Here is a 16,225-nt window from a genome sequence, read left to right on the forward strand (position 1 = left end):
ACCCCGGATTTTCCCGGGTTTACGGCAATGCGACATATAGCGTCGCAAAGGCGCAGTTTAAACTGCCGCCGGCCATTGCAGCACTCCTGCGAGCTTATCAATTACGAAGGCGATGCCTGTCGTACATATGTACCACTTGGCGGCGACCGCATTTTGCTCTGCTTGAGCTCCTTATCGACGCTCAAGGACGCCAACGATGTCTTCCACCACCGGGCAATCGCTCAACCCCGCTTCTCACTATGAACCGCTGGCCAAAGCGATCCCCGAATGGCTGGGCAAGGCCTCACCCGCCCGGCGCTCTGCATTGAAGAACAGCCGTCGCACCCTCACCGACTCGCTCAAGTCAGCCCCGCGACCGCAGCACGACGCCCTCAGAAACGCCATCACCCAGCACATGACGGCACAAAATGCTGTCGATCAAATGCTCGACCGCGTGCAAAACGCCAGCACCTTCGCCGAGCCTCTGCTGACCGAGGCGCTGAAGTCGCGCTTCGACCTGGACGTGAATGTCAGGGAAACCTTTTTGCAGTTGTATATCCCCGTCACAGCGGCTGGCATGACCACCGGCACCCGGACGTGGACGGTGTCTCTGCTGGAGGCGGCGCTGCATAACTTCGAGGTTAGCGAAACAGAAGCCGGGGCGTATGCCAGCGGCTCCTCGTTCATCACCCGCCCGTCGGCGACGGGGCAATTCGAAACGCTGGCGCCGCTCAATGCGAAACCCGGTATCCAGGCCTTTACCCGCCTGTGCCGGGAGCTGGATATCGGCGCCCGCTACAAAATCTATCTCGAGGAAAACCTCGCGATCTCCAATCCGGTGGCGGCTGCTGTGCTGAGACACAAAGTCAACGCGACGCAAAAAACCGCACTGCGAGTCGCACTGAAGATGGCCCGGATGAAGGGCGATATCAGTGAAGCGAATCTGCTGTCGATTGAAAGCCTGCTGGATGGCGCAACCACCGTATTGATGAACGGCCAGCCAATGCGGTGCCACGACCTGACGATGATGTCGGTCGCCCTGACCGGGATCGTGATATTTGCGCCAGACCTCGAACGCACGAAAACCGCAGTCAGTGTGGTGGCTTACTTACCGGATGACCCGGAGCATTCGATCAAGGAATACCGTTCCACCGCAGACCTCGCAAAAGAACTGATCCGGCAATTGCGCGGGGCCGACTATCAACGATTCTTCAGCCGCTTCATCGCTCACGAGCAGCGTGGACAATTTTTCGGCCAGCTCAAGCAACGCCTGAGCGAAGTGAAATGGCACCCGCCCCAGGTCGGCAGTCAATTGCCGTCCTGGCGCGAGACGCCCATCGAAAAGCCTGACCTGCAACTCGCTGTCACGCCCATCGTCGGCGATCTTTGGGAACATCTTTATCAGGGCAAGCTGAACAAGATCCTCAACGATGGGGCGGTGATTGCAGTTCCAACCGCAATGGTCGATCGCAATGCACGCTGGAGGCGCTGGGATTCATTTGTCAGTGTCGCAGCGTCGATCCTGAAAATCGCCGCGTTCGTCGTTTTGCCGTTCGTACCGTTTCTGGGCGAAATGATGATGGCGTACATCGCTTACCAACTGCTCGATGAGGTCTTTGAATCGGTCATCGACTGGACTGAAGCTCAAACGACCGAAGCCTGCGAACATTTCTTCGCAGCACTCGAATCGCTAATCCAGCTCGGCGCTTTCGGGATCGGTACCAGTATCGCCATGGCCGAATTGCCCAAGGTGTTGCCGGCCGAGGTGGTGGCGTTCATGGATCGCTTCCAGCCGGTGAAGCTGCGCAACGGCAAAACCCTGTACTGGAAGCCGGATCTGCAAAGCTACGCCCGTGACATCGTGCCTGCGGCTGGCTCCACACCCGACGCGCAAGGCTTGCACTGGCATCAGGGTAAAAAACTGCTCCCGCTGGAGCAGGCGCACTTCGTCGTCAACGATCACGAGACACCCGGCAAGTTGCGGATCGAACACCCGGCGCGCACCGATGCCTATGAACCGATCGTGCGGCATAACGGCGAAGGGGCGTTTCATACCGAACTGGAAAACCCGCTGCAGTGGGACAGCGCTACCGTGCTGCGACGTATCGGCCCGCGCATGGAGCCGTTCACACCGGCCCGGCGCGAGCGAATACTTCAAGTCAGCGGCTACACCGAAGGCGGCCTGCGCAAGATGCACGTGAATCAGGAGCGCGTGCCACCGTTGCTGGCCGACACCATCGAGCGCTTCAGGATCGATCAGGATCTGCAGACGTTCATCGAGCAACTGACCAGCGACGATCCAGCGATTTATCGCAAGGCCGATCCGTTGATCCAGCTTCAATTGCTCAACGAGCAGGGCTTGTGGCCGGACACCAAACGGCTGCGCCTGATCAATGCCCTGGGCGAAACGGTCTGGCAGTCCTCCGACAATGCGCAGCTCCCGCTGACAGACATTCACGCCGACCGGCTTATCGACAGCGACCTGCTCAAGACTTTGCTGCAAACCCTCGGCGAAGCCGAAGTCCACGCCCTGCTCAATGAAGAGTTCGGGCAGAAAATCGCCCTCGAGGTACGCAGTCGTCAACTCAGGATCCGGCTCGCGCAGATCGCAGAACAGCAGCGCCCTGCTCTGTTCGAACAACGCTATCAATCACTCCAGCATCACGATACCCCGCTGGTGAAACAAGTGGCCCGGCACGTACCGCAACTGCCTGTCAGGATAACCGAAGAACTCATTCACACCGCCACCGGCACCGAGCTGCTGCAACTGGGCGAAGGCGCGTTTCCAGAGCGTCAGCAGCGACTCTCTGAAAACGCCCTGCACGAATTGCGGATCACCCGTGCCTATGAAGGACTGGAAATCGATTCGGTGCACAACCCGGATTCCGAAACCCTGGCACTGCACAGTCTGCCGCTGCTACCGGGTTGGTCAGACGCGGTGAGTCTCGAAGTCCGAAACCAGTCGTTTGCAGGGAACAGGCTCGACACCACCGGTCCTGTGGGTGCGGCCATCGAGAAAGTTCTGGTGCGCCGGGCCGATGGCACCTGGCAACCGTTCGACCAGGCCGGACTGGAACTGCACGGCCCGACGGATTTCTACACCAGCGTGCTGCAAGCCTTGCCCGATGCCCAGCGCCAGGCATTGAATCTGCAAATCGGTGAAAGCCAAAAACTCCGCCAGCTCATTCGCGACAATCCCCTGCCCCGCGCCAACCTGCGTCTGACATCGATGGACGCATCTGTGCCGGCATCTGGCGTCGATACCTTGCGTCTGCTGGGTACAGACGGTTACGCACGTAATGTGTCGGCCGACGAGGCACCCCCAACCCTGGAAACGCGGGTGCGCGATGTTTTTCCCGGCATCACCCAGGACGGTCAACGGGCAATGGTGCAACACCTGCAAAGCCATCTGGAGAATCCGATTGCCGAGCTGTCGCGTCTTCGACTCGAATATTCGAACCTTGAAAACAGCCTTGATCAATGGCGGTTCAGGGAAGTGCGGATCGATCCAGCAACCGGTCTGCCACTTTCCCTGGCACGACGAGCAGCGGCGGCTCGCGATCGACAGGTTTTTGCCCGAACCCTGCTCAGTTGCTGGCGCCGGGAAACCCCGGAACGCTTTGGCTACCGCATGCGTTTTATCGAACCGCTGCTGGGCGATCTGCCGGTGCTGACGGCTGACTTCAGCCATGTCATCAGCCTGGAATTGAGCGGCAGCGGAACATCCGCAGGCATCGAGACTTTCATAGGTCGCTTCCCTCGATTGGCCCGTCTCGACCTGCAGAACTTTGACCTGCACAACCTGCCGCAAGGCATCTCGGTCATGCCCGCTCTGCGCCAATTGCGGCTGCGTAAATGTGGAATCACCCTGACCCCGGAAAACCAGGCGCTGCTGACATCACTCAACGAACTGGTGGAGCTGGATCTGAAGGACAACCCGCTGGGACCGAGCTTCGACGTGACCTTCATGCCTTCGCTGACCTACCTCAACCTGTCGCGCACCGGAATTGCCGAAGTGCCCGTCAGCTTGATCGATCACCCGCAGATCAGGAGCGCCTGGCTGACCGACAACCAGATCACCACGCTGCCCGCAGCGCTGTTCGAGTTCTCACCCACTGCCGGAGCCGGATACGATTTTTCCGGCAACCCGCTCTCCGCCGCCGCGCGCGAGCGTGTGAAAACCTATTTCACTCGCACGGGCGTCAATTTCGGCGTTCGCGCCGAACAGGCCGATATCGTCCGTACCCGAGCACTGTTTCCGGACGTCGACGAAGGCCAGGCCAGCAGCCTGATTTATCGCTTGCCCGGCTCACTGGTTCAGGGCCGCTTGCAATTGACGGCGTGGGAAACCGAGATAACTACGCTGAGCAATGATCTGACTCGCTGGGCCCGAGACATTCCAGACCGCGACCCGGACAGCGGCACAACACTGGAGGCCAACGAGCGCTTCACCGAGCAAGACGCACGCGAGACTTTCGCCGGCAAATTGCAACAGCTTTGGCGTCACCGCTCGAGAATCCACCCGCACGCAAGGGCCGATATCTTCACTGCCGAGGCCACGTTCATCGGCGACCTGCCGGAAATGAGCGCTGACTTCAACCACATCACCGCGCTGACCCTCAACGGCAACAAAGGCCTGCGCGGCAACGCGCCATTCCTCAGAAGCTTCCCCCGACTCAAGCGCTTGTTTTTACGCAATGGCGAGCTTGATCAATTGACCCAAACCCTCACCGGACTGCCAATGCTGGAAGTACTGGTATTGGACAACTGCGGGGTGAGATTCAACGCCGAGTCGCTGACGGCGCTTGCTGCCATGTCGAAACTCGAGTCACTGGAACTGCCACGCAATCTGCTGGATCTGGTGCCCGACCTGCAAACCCTGAACACGCTGTCCTACCTTGACCTGTCGCGTACGGGCCTGCTGGAAATCCCGCCCGGTCTGATCGATCACCCAACCCTCAAGACCGCGATCCTCAGTGAAAACCAGATCACCGAATTGCCCGAGGCTCTTTTTGAGCTATCGGCCCAGGCCGGTGATGGCTACGACCTGTCGAACAACCCGCTGACCCTCGCCACTCGAGAAAGGATCAAACAGTACTGCCGTGAAACCGGCCAGGATTTCGCCGTCCTCGCCGACGCGGCCGATATCGAAACCACCCAGCAGCTGTTTCCCGACCTCGACGTGCAGGACGCCAGCGATGTGTTCTACAGCTTGCCGGGCTCACTGGAGAATAGCCGAAGCCAACTGCGGCACTGGCAGGCAGAAATCCGTCAACTGAACGCCGACCTTGCGCAATGGGCTGCGGCAGGGCCGAGCATTCACCCGACCACGGGGCAGTTACTCAATCCACGGCAGATCTTCGTGATGCAGGCGAACAGACGACTGTTCGCTCAGCGGATCGAAGAACTGTGGCGCTTCCGGTTTACCGAGAAACCCACAGAACGAGGCAATGTGCTGATCACGGATCTGCCCTTTGTCGGCGAGTTGCCCGTGTTGTCGGCAGACTTCAGTCATATCGCCGAACTGACCCTCGACGGCAACCCTACCCTGAGCGGCGCCGATGCCTTCCTTTCATCCTTTACCGGCGTGCGTCATCTGGAACTGCACGAGTTCAAACTGGAGCACCTGCCAGAGGCTTGCGAGCGCATGCCTTCGCTGGAACGGCTGGTGCTGGAGTATTGCGAGCTGGTCATGACGGATGAAACCCAGGCTCGCCTGTCATCGCTGACCCGATTACAGTTCCTCAACCTGAGCCATAACCCGTTGGGCGCTACACCGGAGTTGAAGGGATTGCCGGCGTTGACCCATGTGCGCCTGATCGACACCGGAATCACCCACCTGCCGGAAGGCCTGGTCGAACACCCGACACTGATCATGGCCAACTTCGATCACAACCGGATCAGCGAACTGCCCGACAGCCTGTTCGACCTTCCCGTGCTTTCGCCCAACCAATTCATCCTTGGCGAAAACCCGTTGTCCCCCGCCACGCGCGAACGTATCAAGGCAAGCTACCAGCGCAACCGGCAAAACTTCGGGGTATCGATGCCGCAGGCTGATATCGAGCGCGTGCTCGCGCTGTTTCCCGCGCTGGATACCGATCAAGCCAGTCGATTGTTGTATCTGCTGCCGGGGACGATCGATCACGGCCGCCTTCGAATCGGTCAGTGGGAAACGGAATGGCAACAGCTGGAGGCGACGCTTTACCGCTGGGTCGAGGAGACGCCCGATCAACATCCGTCAACTGGCGCACTGCTCACAGCCGAGGACAACGTCGTTGAGCGCTCCGGCCGCGATCAGTATCGCCGGGATCTGCAAGCGTTCTGGCGCGCCCGCTCAACAGCCCAACCCGAGGTGCGACCGGACAGGCTGGTTCTCAATCTCCCCTTCATCGGCGAACTTCCGGCACTGAGCGCAGACTTCAGCCATGTCACTACGCTGTCGATCACCGGCAATGCCCAACTGCGTGCCGGCGACGGATTCTTCGGCGCTTTCACAGGGCTGAAAACCCTGGAACTGCGCGACCTGGGCTTGCAACAAATGCCGGATTCATTCCGGCGCATGCCTGCCCTGGAAAGTCTCGTACTGAGCAACTGCGCGGTGGTGCTGGATACCAAAGGTCGCGCCACTCTTGCTTCGTTGACGCGCTTGAAGAAACTCGATCTGTACAACAATCCGCTGGGGTTGGCTCCGGACATCCGTTCCCTGCCGGCACTGGATTTTCTCGATCTGGCCGGTACCGCGATTGCCGAGGTACCCATCGGGATGATCAATCATCCGGAGCTGGAAATCGTCATCCTCAACAACAATCGCATCAGTGAGATTCCAGACGAAGTTTTCAACTTGCCGGCGGAAATCGGCAATGGCTACGACTTCGGCAACAACCCCCTGACCCCTGCGACTCGTGAACGGGTCAAAGACTACTTCAGGCGCACCGGCGGTGATCTCGGTGTACTTGCCGATGAGGCGGATCGCGCACGGGTGCAAACGCTGTACCCCGCGATGGACAACGATCAGGCCAGCACCTTCTTCTATCGCCTGAGCGGAACGTTGGCCGACGGTCGCCAGGAAGTGGCACGTCGGGAAACGGCGCTGAGTGATCTCACCCGCAGCCTCGCCCATTGGAGCGACGACATTCCGGCGAATCCGCTCAACGGCCAGCCACTGTCGGAAACCGCACGATTGCGACAGGAGCAACTGCGCTCACAGTTCGCCGAAGCGCTGCTGACCTGCTGGCGCAAGATCCCGATCGAGGATTCAAGTCTCGACAGTTACGGGTTCAGCCATACCGTGAGTTTCATCGGCGAACTGCCAACACTGGGCGCCCCATTCCCCTACGTGCCGGACCTGTTTCTGGTGGGTGACGGCCACTCATCACGCCTCGGTCGCTTCCTCGAAGCCTTTCCCGGCCTCGACAGCCTGGCCATTCGCGAATGCAATCTGGGCGATATTCCCAAGGATATTTTCACCATGAACCGACTGACGGCGCTGAGCCTGCCGGACTGCGAGATCAGCCTGACGCCCGAGTCAGTCGCGGCACTGGCGGGAATGGACAACCTCGAAGTGCTCAATCTGCGCGACAACCCGCTGGGGCTGACGCCGGACGTCAGCAACCTGCACTCCCTGACCGATCTGGATTTGAGCGATACCGGGATCACCGAGATACCAAAAGGGACGCTGGAAAACCTGCACTGGAACGAGCTTGACCTGTCCGGCAATGCGATCACTGACATACCGGAAGAAATTATGGATGTGCCCGCGACAGTCGGTGACCGCTATGACCTGCACAACAATCCACTGTCACCCCAAAGCCTGGCCCGGGTACGGGCTTACTACCTGGAAACGGGTAACAACCTGAACGTTGCCGGCATCGACGGTACGCCGAGACTGCCGGAAATGAGGCCTGATCTGGAAATCGAAGACTGACCGAGACAGCGCCATGGCAGCCAAAGCCATGACGTCGTTGGCAGCGGATCAACCGCGCTCTGGCGGCACCGACGACAGCTCGAACGGACTGCTGCTGCGCCGCTGGTTGCGGTCTTCCCGTGGCGTAGCGCCGAAGAAGTTGCGATAGGCGCTGGAGAAATGCGGCCCCGAGGAGAAACCGCAGGACAGGCCGATCTGAATGATCGACTTGCTGGTCTGCATCAACATCTGCCGGGCCTTGTTCAGGCGCAGTTCCAGGTAGTACTGGCTCGGCACGCGGTTGAGGTATTGCTTGAAGATCCGCTCCAGCTGGCGACGGGACACGCACACGTGCTGGGCGATTTCATCGGTAGTCAGCGGCTCTTCGATGTTGGCTTCCATCAGCAGCACCGCCTGGGTGAGCTTCGGATGGCTGGAGCCGAGACGGTTCTGCAATGGAATGCGCTGACGCTCGCCACCTTCACGGATGCGCTCGACCACCAGTTCTTCGGAAACCGCGCCGGCCAGTTCAGCACCGTGATCACGGGCCAGTACCGCCAGCAACAAATCGAGTACCGACATGCCGCCGCACGCTGTCAGGCGATCGCGATCCCAATCGAACAGATGGCTGGTGGCGATGACTTTCGGGAAGCGTTCGGCGAAATCGTCCTGCCAACGCCAGTGCACAGCAGCGCGATAACCGTCGAGCAGACCGAGTTGCGCCAACGGATACACACCGGCCGACAGACCGCCGATCACACAACCGGCGCGCACCAGTTGTTTAAGCGCGCTGCTGAGTGCCGGCGCCAGGATAATCGGTGGCTCATCGGCGAGCAGGAACAGTTTCTGGAAGTTTTCGAGCTTGCCGGCCCAGGGTTCGCCGGGCAGTTGCCATTCGCCTTCAAGCGGTGGCTCGGCTTGCAGGAACGACAATTCGTAAACCACGTCCGGATGCACACGCTGGGCAACACGCAAGGCCTCCTCTGCCAGCGCCAAAGTCAGAGCTTTAGTGCTGGGCCAAATCAGGAAACCAATTCGATGGGCAGTCATGGCGGGCGATCCGAAACGTAAACAGAGGGAAAAACCGAAATCGGCTGCAACCAAATTAGACCATCTGGCGCGCTGCGCAGCATGACCTAATTTGGTGCATAACGGGAGCGATTACTTGAGGCTGCCCGAGAGGAATTGTTGCAAACGTTCCGACTGCGGATTGACCAGCACTTCACGCGGGTTGCCGCTTTCTTCCACGACGCCTTTGTGCAGGAACACCAACTGGTTCGACACTTCACGGGCGAAGCCCATTTCGTGGGTCACCACCACCATGGTCCGGCCTTCCTGAGCGAGGGCCTGCATGACTTTCAGCACGTCGCCGACCAGTTCCGGGTCGAGGGCCGAAGTCGGTTCGTCGAACAGCATCACTTCCGGTTCCATCGCCAACGCACGGGCAATTGCCACACGCTGCTGCTCGCCACCGGACATGTGCCCCGGGAACGCGTCTTTACGATGGGCCACGCCGACCTTGTTCAGGTAGTGCTCGGCTTTCTCGCGGGCTTCGGCCTTGGACACGCCCAGCACGTGAACGGGCGCTTCCATGATGTTTTCCAGCGCGGTCATGTGCGACCACAGGTTGAAGTGCTGGAACACCATCGACAGGCGCGAACGCATGCGTTGCAGCTGTTTCGGATCAGCGGCTTTCAGCGCGCCGTCCTTGTTCGCCACCAGCTTCAACTCTTCATTGTTGAGCAGGATCTTGCCCGCGTGCGGCTGCTCGAGCAGGTTGATGCAGCGCAGGAAAGTACTTTTGCCGGAGCCACTGGAGCCGATGATGCTGATCACATCGCCGGCGGCCGCTTTCAGGGAAACGCCCTTGAGCACTTCGTGACTGCCATAGCGTTTATGCAGGTCTTGGACTTCAAGTTTGTACATGCGGTCGGTTCTCACAAAAACAGTCAGTCGTTGAGCAAAGGGCCGTCGCGCAGCGCATCGCGCCCCGCCACTTTGGCCAGCCAGAAACCGGGTTGGGCGTAACGCAGCCGCTCAATGGCAAACAGCACCCCGGACGTACCAGCACACACCGTGCTGACCCGATCCGACAGCGGATCGATCACTTCAAAAATCTTGTCACCGGCTTCAACCCACTCGCCGGGCTTGCGCAGAAAGCTCACCACGCCAGGATGCGGCGGCAGGAGCAGTTCCGTGCCTTCGAACGGCATGCCTTCGCATGGTTCGCGCTCGGCGCTTGGCCACTCGCCACGGATCAGGCCTTGTTCGGCGAGGAATGCCAGGATCCCGTCTGCCCAGGCTTCGGCCTGTGCAGGCGTGGTGTCAGCCTGTCCACCCAGTTCAACGGTGGTCGCCAGGCACGCCAGTGGAATCTGCGCGTCCGGGAACAGGCGCGACAGACGCAGCCACGGCAGCGAACAGGCTTCGTCGAACGAGCTGCCACCGGAATCTTCCGCCAGCAGGCCGACCTTCACGTCCAGGTGCGCAGCGAGCGAACGCCACTGCGGCCAGTGTTGCGGCAAGGCATACATGTGCAGTGCGGCTTCGCAGTCGCAATGCAGGTCCAGCACCACATCGGCGGTGGCGGCATGTTGCAGCAGGATGCGCTGCATGCCTTGCAACTGGCTGCTGGCCTCGGGCAATGCGGCCAGGTGATCGGCCATCGCCTGACGGATCAGACGGATGTTGGCGTGCGGATCATCACCGAGTTGTCCTTGAAGCTTAGCGGCCACCGGCGCGCTGAGCTCGACGAAATCACGGTTGAAATTCTTGCCGCTGCCGGCCTCGAAGCGCCCCTGGTGGTTGCCTTGCAGCAACTGGCCAAGACCCAGCGGGTTGGCCACGGGCACCAGCTCGATGACGCCGTTGAGCAGGCCTTTGGCTTCGAGTTCGCCGAGGCGTTTTTTCAGTTCCCAGGCGGTACGCATGCCGGGCAATTCGTCGGCGTGGAGGCTGGCCTGGATGTAGGCCTTACGCTCACCGCTACCGAAGCGAAATACCGAAATCCGGCGCTCGCTGCCCAGGTGGCTCCACGGCAGAACGTGGTCGATGCGTTCCATATCAGTGCTTCCTCGGGGCCAGGTAGCTCAGCCAGCGACGCTCGGCCAGCTTGAACAGGCGCACCAGAATGAAGGTCAGACACAGGTAGAACACGCCGGCGGTGATGTACGCCTCGAACGGCAGGTAGAACTGCGCGTTGACGGTACGGGCCGCGCCGGTGATGTCGATCAGGGTCACGATGGAGGCCAGACTGGTGGTCTGCAGCATCATGATCACTTCGTTGCTGTACTGCGGCAGTGCCCGGCGCAGGGCCGATGGCAACAGGATGCGCTGGTACATCTTGAAGCGCGACATGCCCATGGCCTTGGCCGCTTCGATCTCGCCGTTCGGCGTGGCCTTCAGGCTGCCGGCGATGATTTCGGCGGTGTAGGCGCTGGTGTTGATCGCGAATGCCAGGCACGCACAGAACGTTGCGCTGGACAGCCACGGCCAGAGGAAGCTTTCACGCACCGTTTCGAACTGAGCCAGACCGTAGTAGATCAGGAACAGTTGAACCAGCATCGGTGTGCCGCGAATCACGTAAGTGAAGAGCCACGCCGTCATGTTGACGACGGCATTCTTCGAGACGCGCATCAGCCCCAGCGGCAGGGCCGCGAGCAGACCGAAGAACAGCGACAGCGCGAGCAACTTGAGGGTGGTGACCAGACCGCCGAGGTACAGCGGCAGGGCCTCCCAAATGACGTTGTAGTCGAAGATCATAGATCAGCCGCCCTTACGCCTACCGAGTAGCGCTTCTCAAGGTGACGCAGCGCCAGCAACGAGACACTGGTGATCACCAGGTACATCGCCGCCACTGCGAGGAAGAAGGTGAAAGGCTCGCGGGTGGCGTCGGCCGCCTGCTTGGCCTTGAACATCATGTCTTGCAGACCGACCACGGAAATCAGCGCGGTGGCCTTGGTCAACACCAGCCAGTTGTTGGTGAAGCCCGGAATCGCCAGACGAATCATCTGCGGCACCAGCACGCGAAAGAACACTTGGACGCTGCTCATGCCGTACGCCATGCCCGCTTCGGCCTGACCTTTGGGGATCGCCATGAACGCGCCACGGAAGGTTTCCGACAGGTACGCACCGAAGATGAAACCGAGGGTGCCGATACCGGCGGCCAACGGGTTCAGGTCGATGTAGTCGTCATAGCCGAGCATCGGTGCGACGCGGTTGAGCAAGTCCTGGCCGCCGTAGAAGATCAGCAGGATCAGCACCAGATCGGGAATCCCGCGGATCACCGTGGAATACAGATCGCCCAGCCAGGCCAGCCAGCGCACTGGCGACAGGCGCAATGCGACACCGATCAGCCCGAGAACGATGGCCAGGGCCATGGACGACAAGGCGAGCTGAAGCGTCAGCCAAGCGCCATCGAGGATGACAGCCCCGTAGCCTTTCAACATGATTCAGGTCCTCGAAAGTTGGGATGAAAAAATGGCGCAAACCGCAGAGATCCTGTTGCTTGCGCCATTTCGGACGGGTCGAGCGACGTCTTTACTTGCCGTAAATGTCGAAGTCGAAGTACTTGTCCTGGATTTGCTTGTACTTGCCGTTTTCGCGAATGGCCGCGATGGCAGTATTGATCTTGTCTTTCAGGGCGTCGCCCTTGCGCACCGCGATACCTACGCCGTCGCCGAAGTATTTGACGTCGGTGAAGGCCGGGCCGACGAACGCGAAGCCTTTGCCGGCGTCGGTTTTCAGGAAGCCGTCATTCAACAGCGTAGCGTCCGCCACGGTGCCGTCGAGGCGACCGGCGGCCACGTCGAGGTAGATTTCGTTCTGCGAGCCGTAAGGCTTGATTTCGGCACCCAGCGGGGCCAGGACTTCGCGGGCGAAACGCTCGTGGATCGAACCACGCTGCACGCCGATGTTCTTGCCCTTCAGCTCGGTCAGGCCTTCGCTGACAGCGGTGCCTTCTTTCATGACCAGGCGAGCCGGGGTGTTGTAGTACTTGTTGGTGAAGTCCACGGACTTCTTGCGGTCGTCAGTGATGGACATGGACGACAGGATCGCGTCGATCTTGCGCACTTTCAGTGCCGGGATCAGACCGTCGAATTCTTGCTCGACCCACTGGCACTTGACCTTCATTTCTTCGCACAGGGCGTTGCCGATGTCGTAGTCGAAACCGACGATGCTGCCGTCCGGCGCTTTGGAAGCAAATGGAGGGTAAGCCGCTTCGATACCGATCTTCAGAGGCTTTTCATCGGCGAATGTCGGCAGGGACAGCACGGACAGTGCCAGGGCGCCAAGCAGCACAAGTTTCTTCATCTTGGGACTCCATCGGTAAAGGGCAAAAACGGCAGAGTGAGCGACAGCCCAATATGCGAATGGGTGAATCGGGAAAGCGGTGCTGCATCTGTGGGAAATTTCCCATTGAAACCGTCAGCGATTTCAACACGAGCCACGACGAGCGAGTGATCGGCATTCTAACGACAGGCCCGAAGCCGATATTTCTTCAATGCGACAACTAATTACAGATGCACCGAGAAACCCGCTTGAGCACATTGACAGCTCCGCAATTTCATGCAAGAGCGAAAGACAGTGAACCGATCTATGCTGCAAATTGCGGGCCTATTATTCGCAAACCCTTCTAATCCGGCAAGCGCGGGGTGATGTCTTATTTTTCACAGGGTGTTTTGAGGCCCTGAAACAGGGCGCAGCGTTTCCCATCGCCCCGTTGCGGAGCAGGCGGTTACACATTCAGTTACTTGAAGGCTGAGGGGTAACAGTGGGAATAGGCTGACAGAGCAATTCGATAATTATTGGCCGAAGATCGCCCGCGCCCTGAATCCGGCCACACCCCGTAACTGATCGTTCCCACGCTCCGCGTGGGAATGCAGCCCGGGACGCTCTGCGTCCCACGAGCGGACGCGGAGCGTCCAGAGAGGCGTTACCACGCGGAGCGTGGGAACGATCACGCCACAAATGAAAAAGCCCCGCCCGACGTGATGCCGGACGGGGCTTTTCAGCCTTCAGACCCGCCGCTTACGCGACGTTCATGGTCTTGTGCGTATCGATCAGATGCTGCACCACACCCGGATCGGCCAGGGTGGAGATGTCGCCCAACCCGTCATATTCGGCCGTGGCGATCTTGCGCAGGATGCGACGCATGATCTTGCCCGAACGGGTTTTCGGCAACCCCGGCGCCCACTGGATCACGTCCGGCGAAGCAATCGGCCCGATCTCCTTGCGCACCCAGTTCTTCAACTCCAGGCGCAGCTGCTCGCTCGGTTCTTCGCCATTCTTCAAGGTGACGTAGACATAAATGCCCTGCCCCTTGATGTCGTGCGGCACACCGACCACCGCCGCTTCGGCGACTTTCGGGTGAGCGACCATCGCGCTTTCGATCTCGGCGGTACCCATGCGGTGGCCGGACACGTTGAGCACGTCGTCCACACGACCGGTGATCCAGTAGTAACCGTCGGCATCGCGACGAGCACCGTCACCGGTGAAGTACATGCCACGGAAGGTCTTGAAGTAAGTGTCGACGAAACGATCGTGGTCGCCGTACAGGGTGCGCGCCTGACCTGGCCACGAGTCGAGAATCACCAGATTGCCCTCGGCCTCGCCCTCGATGATGTTGCCGAGGTTATCCACCAGCGCCGGCACCACACCGAAGAACGGACGCGCTGCCGAACCCGGCTTCAGGGTATGAGCGCCCGGCAGCGGGCTCATCATGTTGCCGCCGGTTTCGGTCTGCCACCAGGTGTCGACGATCGGGCAACGGGACTTGCCGACGTTCTTGTAGTACCAGTCCCAGGCTTCCGGGTTAATCGGCTCGCCCACCGAACCGAGCAGGCGCAGGCTGCTGCCGTCCGCGCCTTCAACAGCAGCGGTGCCGGAGGCCATCATCGCGCGGATCGCAGTCGGCGCGGTGTAGAGGATATTGACCTTGTGCTTGTCGACGATCTTCGCCACCCGGGTGATGTCCGGGTAGTTCGGCACGCCTTCGAACAGCAGCGTGGTCGCGCCGTTGGCCAGCGGGCCATAGACAATGTAGGAGTGACCGGTGACCCAGCCGACGTCGGCGGTGCACCAGTAGATTTCACCCGGACGGTAGTCGAACACGCGCTCGTGAGTCATGGCCGCGTACAACAGATAGCCGCCAGTGGTGTGTTGCACGCCCTTCGGCTTGCCGGTGGAGCCGGAGGTATAAAGGATGAACAGCGCTTCTTCAGCGCCCATCTCTTTCGGCGCGCAGACGGTGCCCGCCACTTTCATCAGGTCTTCGTACCAGATGTCGCGATGCTGGTTCCACTTGATGTCGCCGCCGGTGCGCTTGCACACGATGACTTTCTGGATGCTGCTGGTTTCCGGGTTGGTCAGAGCGTCATCGACGTTGGCCTTGAGGGAAATTTTCTTGCCGGCACGGATGCCTTCGTCAGCGGTGATCACCACTTTCGAGCGGCAGTCGATGATGCGACCGGCCAGAGCTTCCGGCGAGAAACCGCCGAACACCACCGAGTGAATCGCGCCGATCCGGGTGCAGGCCAGCATGGCGACCACGGCTTCGGGGATCATCGGCATATAGATGGTCACCACGTCGCCGCGGTGAACGTCCTGGCCACGCAGGGCGTTGGCGAACTTGCAGACTTGTTCGTGCAGTTCGCGGTAGGTGATGTTGCGGCTTTCGGAAGGATCGTCACCTTCCCAGATGATGGCGACCTGATCGCCGCGCTCGGCCAGATGACGGTCGAGGCAGTTGTAGGAAACGTTCAGGGTGCCGTCGGCAAACCACTTGATGTCGACATGGTGGTCGTCGAACGAAGTCTGTTTCACCGTGGTGAAAGGCTTGATCCAGTCGAGGCGCTTGGCTTGTTCGCGCCAGAAGCCGTCAGGGTTGACGACCGACTGTTGGTACATGGCTTTGTAGGTCGCCTCGTCGGTCAGCGTATTGGCCAGAACCTCGGGACGAACGGGATACAGGGAAGCCGCACTCATCTTTCCTACCTCGGTGTAATAGTTGTTTTTGTATGACCCTGTTGTAGCCGGGGCGCCCGTATAGAACCATTCGACGATGGTAGTAACAAGCCCCTACAAAACATCCAGATACCCCGGAGGCGCGCGGCCAATACCTTTGCGAAACACCCTGCAACCCTTGTGGGATCTGGTCTGCAAGCGATTCGGGCGAGTCGATTGCTCAGGAAAGTCGCATCACCGACATCACGATATCCGCCGATTGTTACCAAATCTGCCAAAGGTGTTTATCAAAACCGAGTCTGTTTACCCCCACCCCGCCTCCCTAGAATTCACCTCGCCGACAAGGCAAAGCGATTAACAACGTTACAGCCCCCACGA

At 59.9% G+C, this 16,225-nt stretch carries 8 protein-coding genes; 1 reads left to right on the forward strand and 7 read right to left on the reverse strand.

The features are described 5' to 3' along the window. Positions 1-196: 196 nt before the first annotated feature. Positions 197-7,903, forward strand: a complete 7,707-nt coding sequence (locus tag AC3WRD_RS17195; RefSeq protein ID WP_102621030.1) for a dermonecrotic toxin domain-containing protein — start codon at positions 197-199, stop codon at positions 7,901-7,903. A gap of 48 nt (positions 7,904-7,951) precedes the next feature. Here the strand turns inward: AC3WRD_RS17195 and argR are convergent, their stop codons facing one another. The 7 genes from argR to acs all read right to left on the reverse strand — a co-directional run bounded on the left by argR (position 7,952) and on the right by acs (position 15,868). Then, positions 7,952-8,932, reverse strand: a complete 981-nt coding sequence (gene argR / locus AC3WRD_RS17200; RefSeq protein WP_102621031.1) for a transcriptional regulator ArgR — start codon at positions 8,930-8,932, stop codon at positions 7,952-7,954. 111 nt (positions 8,933-9,043) lie between these two features. Then, a complete protein-coding gene (locus tag AC3WRD_RS17205; protein WP_003227281.1) occupies positions 9,044-9,808 on the reverse strand; it encodes an ABC transporter ATP-binding protein in 765 nt (254 codons plus the stop codon). 23 nt (positions 9,809-9,831) lie between these two features. After that, a complete protein-coding gene (locus AC3WRD_RS17210; protein WP_102621032.1) occupies positions 9,832-10,944 on the reverse strand; it encodes a succinylglutamate desuccinylase/aspartoacylase family protein in 1,113 nt (370 codons plus the stop codon). A gap of 1 nt (position 10,945) precedes the next feature. Beyond that, the gene (locus tag AC3WRD_RS17215; protein ID WP_102621033.1) at positions 10,946-11,644 is read right to left on the reverse strand and encodes an ABC transporter permease; all 699 of its coding nucleotides are present in this window, start codon (positions 11,642-11,644) and stop codon (positions 10,946-10,948) included. Then, positions 11,641-12,330, reverse strand: a complete 690-nt coding sequence (locus AC3WRD_RS17220; RefSeq protein WP_096818114.1) for an ABC transporter permease — start codon at positions 12,328-12,330, stop codon at positions 11,641-11,643. Before AC3WRD_RS17220 ends, AC3WRD_RS17215 begins: the two co-directional genes overlap by 4 nt. 91 nt (positions 12,331-12,421) lie before the next feature. Next, positions 12,422-13,195 carry an ABC transporter substrate-binding protein gene (locus tag AC3WRD_RS17225; protein WP_096818116.1) on the reverse strand — a complete coding sequence of 258 codons (774 nt, stop codon included), beginning with the start codon at positions 13,193-13,195 and terminating at the stop codon, positions 12,422-12,424. Between the two features lie 717 nt (positions 13,196-13,912). Further along, complete coding sequence (gene acs, locus AC3WRD_RS17230; protein ID WP_102621034.1) at positions 13,913-15,868, reverse strand: acetate--CoA ligase; 1,956 nt, start codon at positions 15,866-15,868, stop codon at positions 13,913-13,915. Positions 15,869-16,225: the final 357 nt, after the last annotated feature.

The sequence above is a fragment of the Pseudomonas sp. FW215-R2 genome (assembly GCF_058789255.1).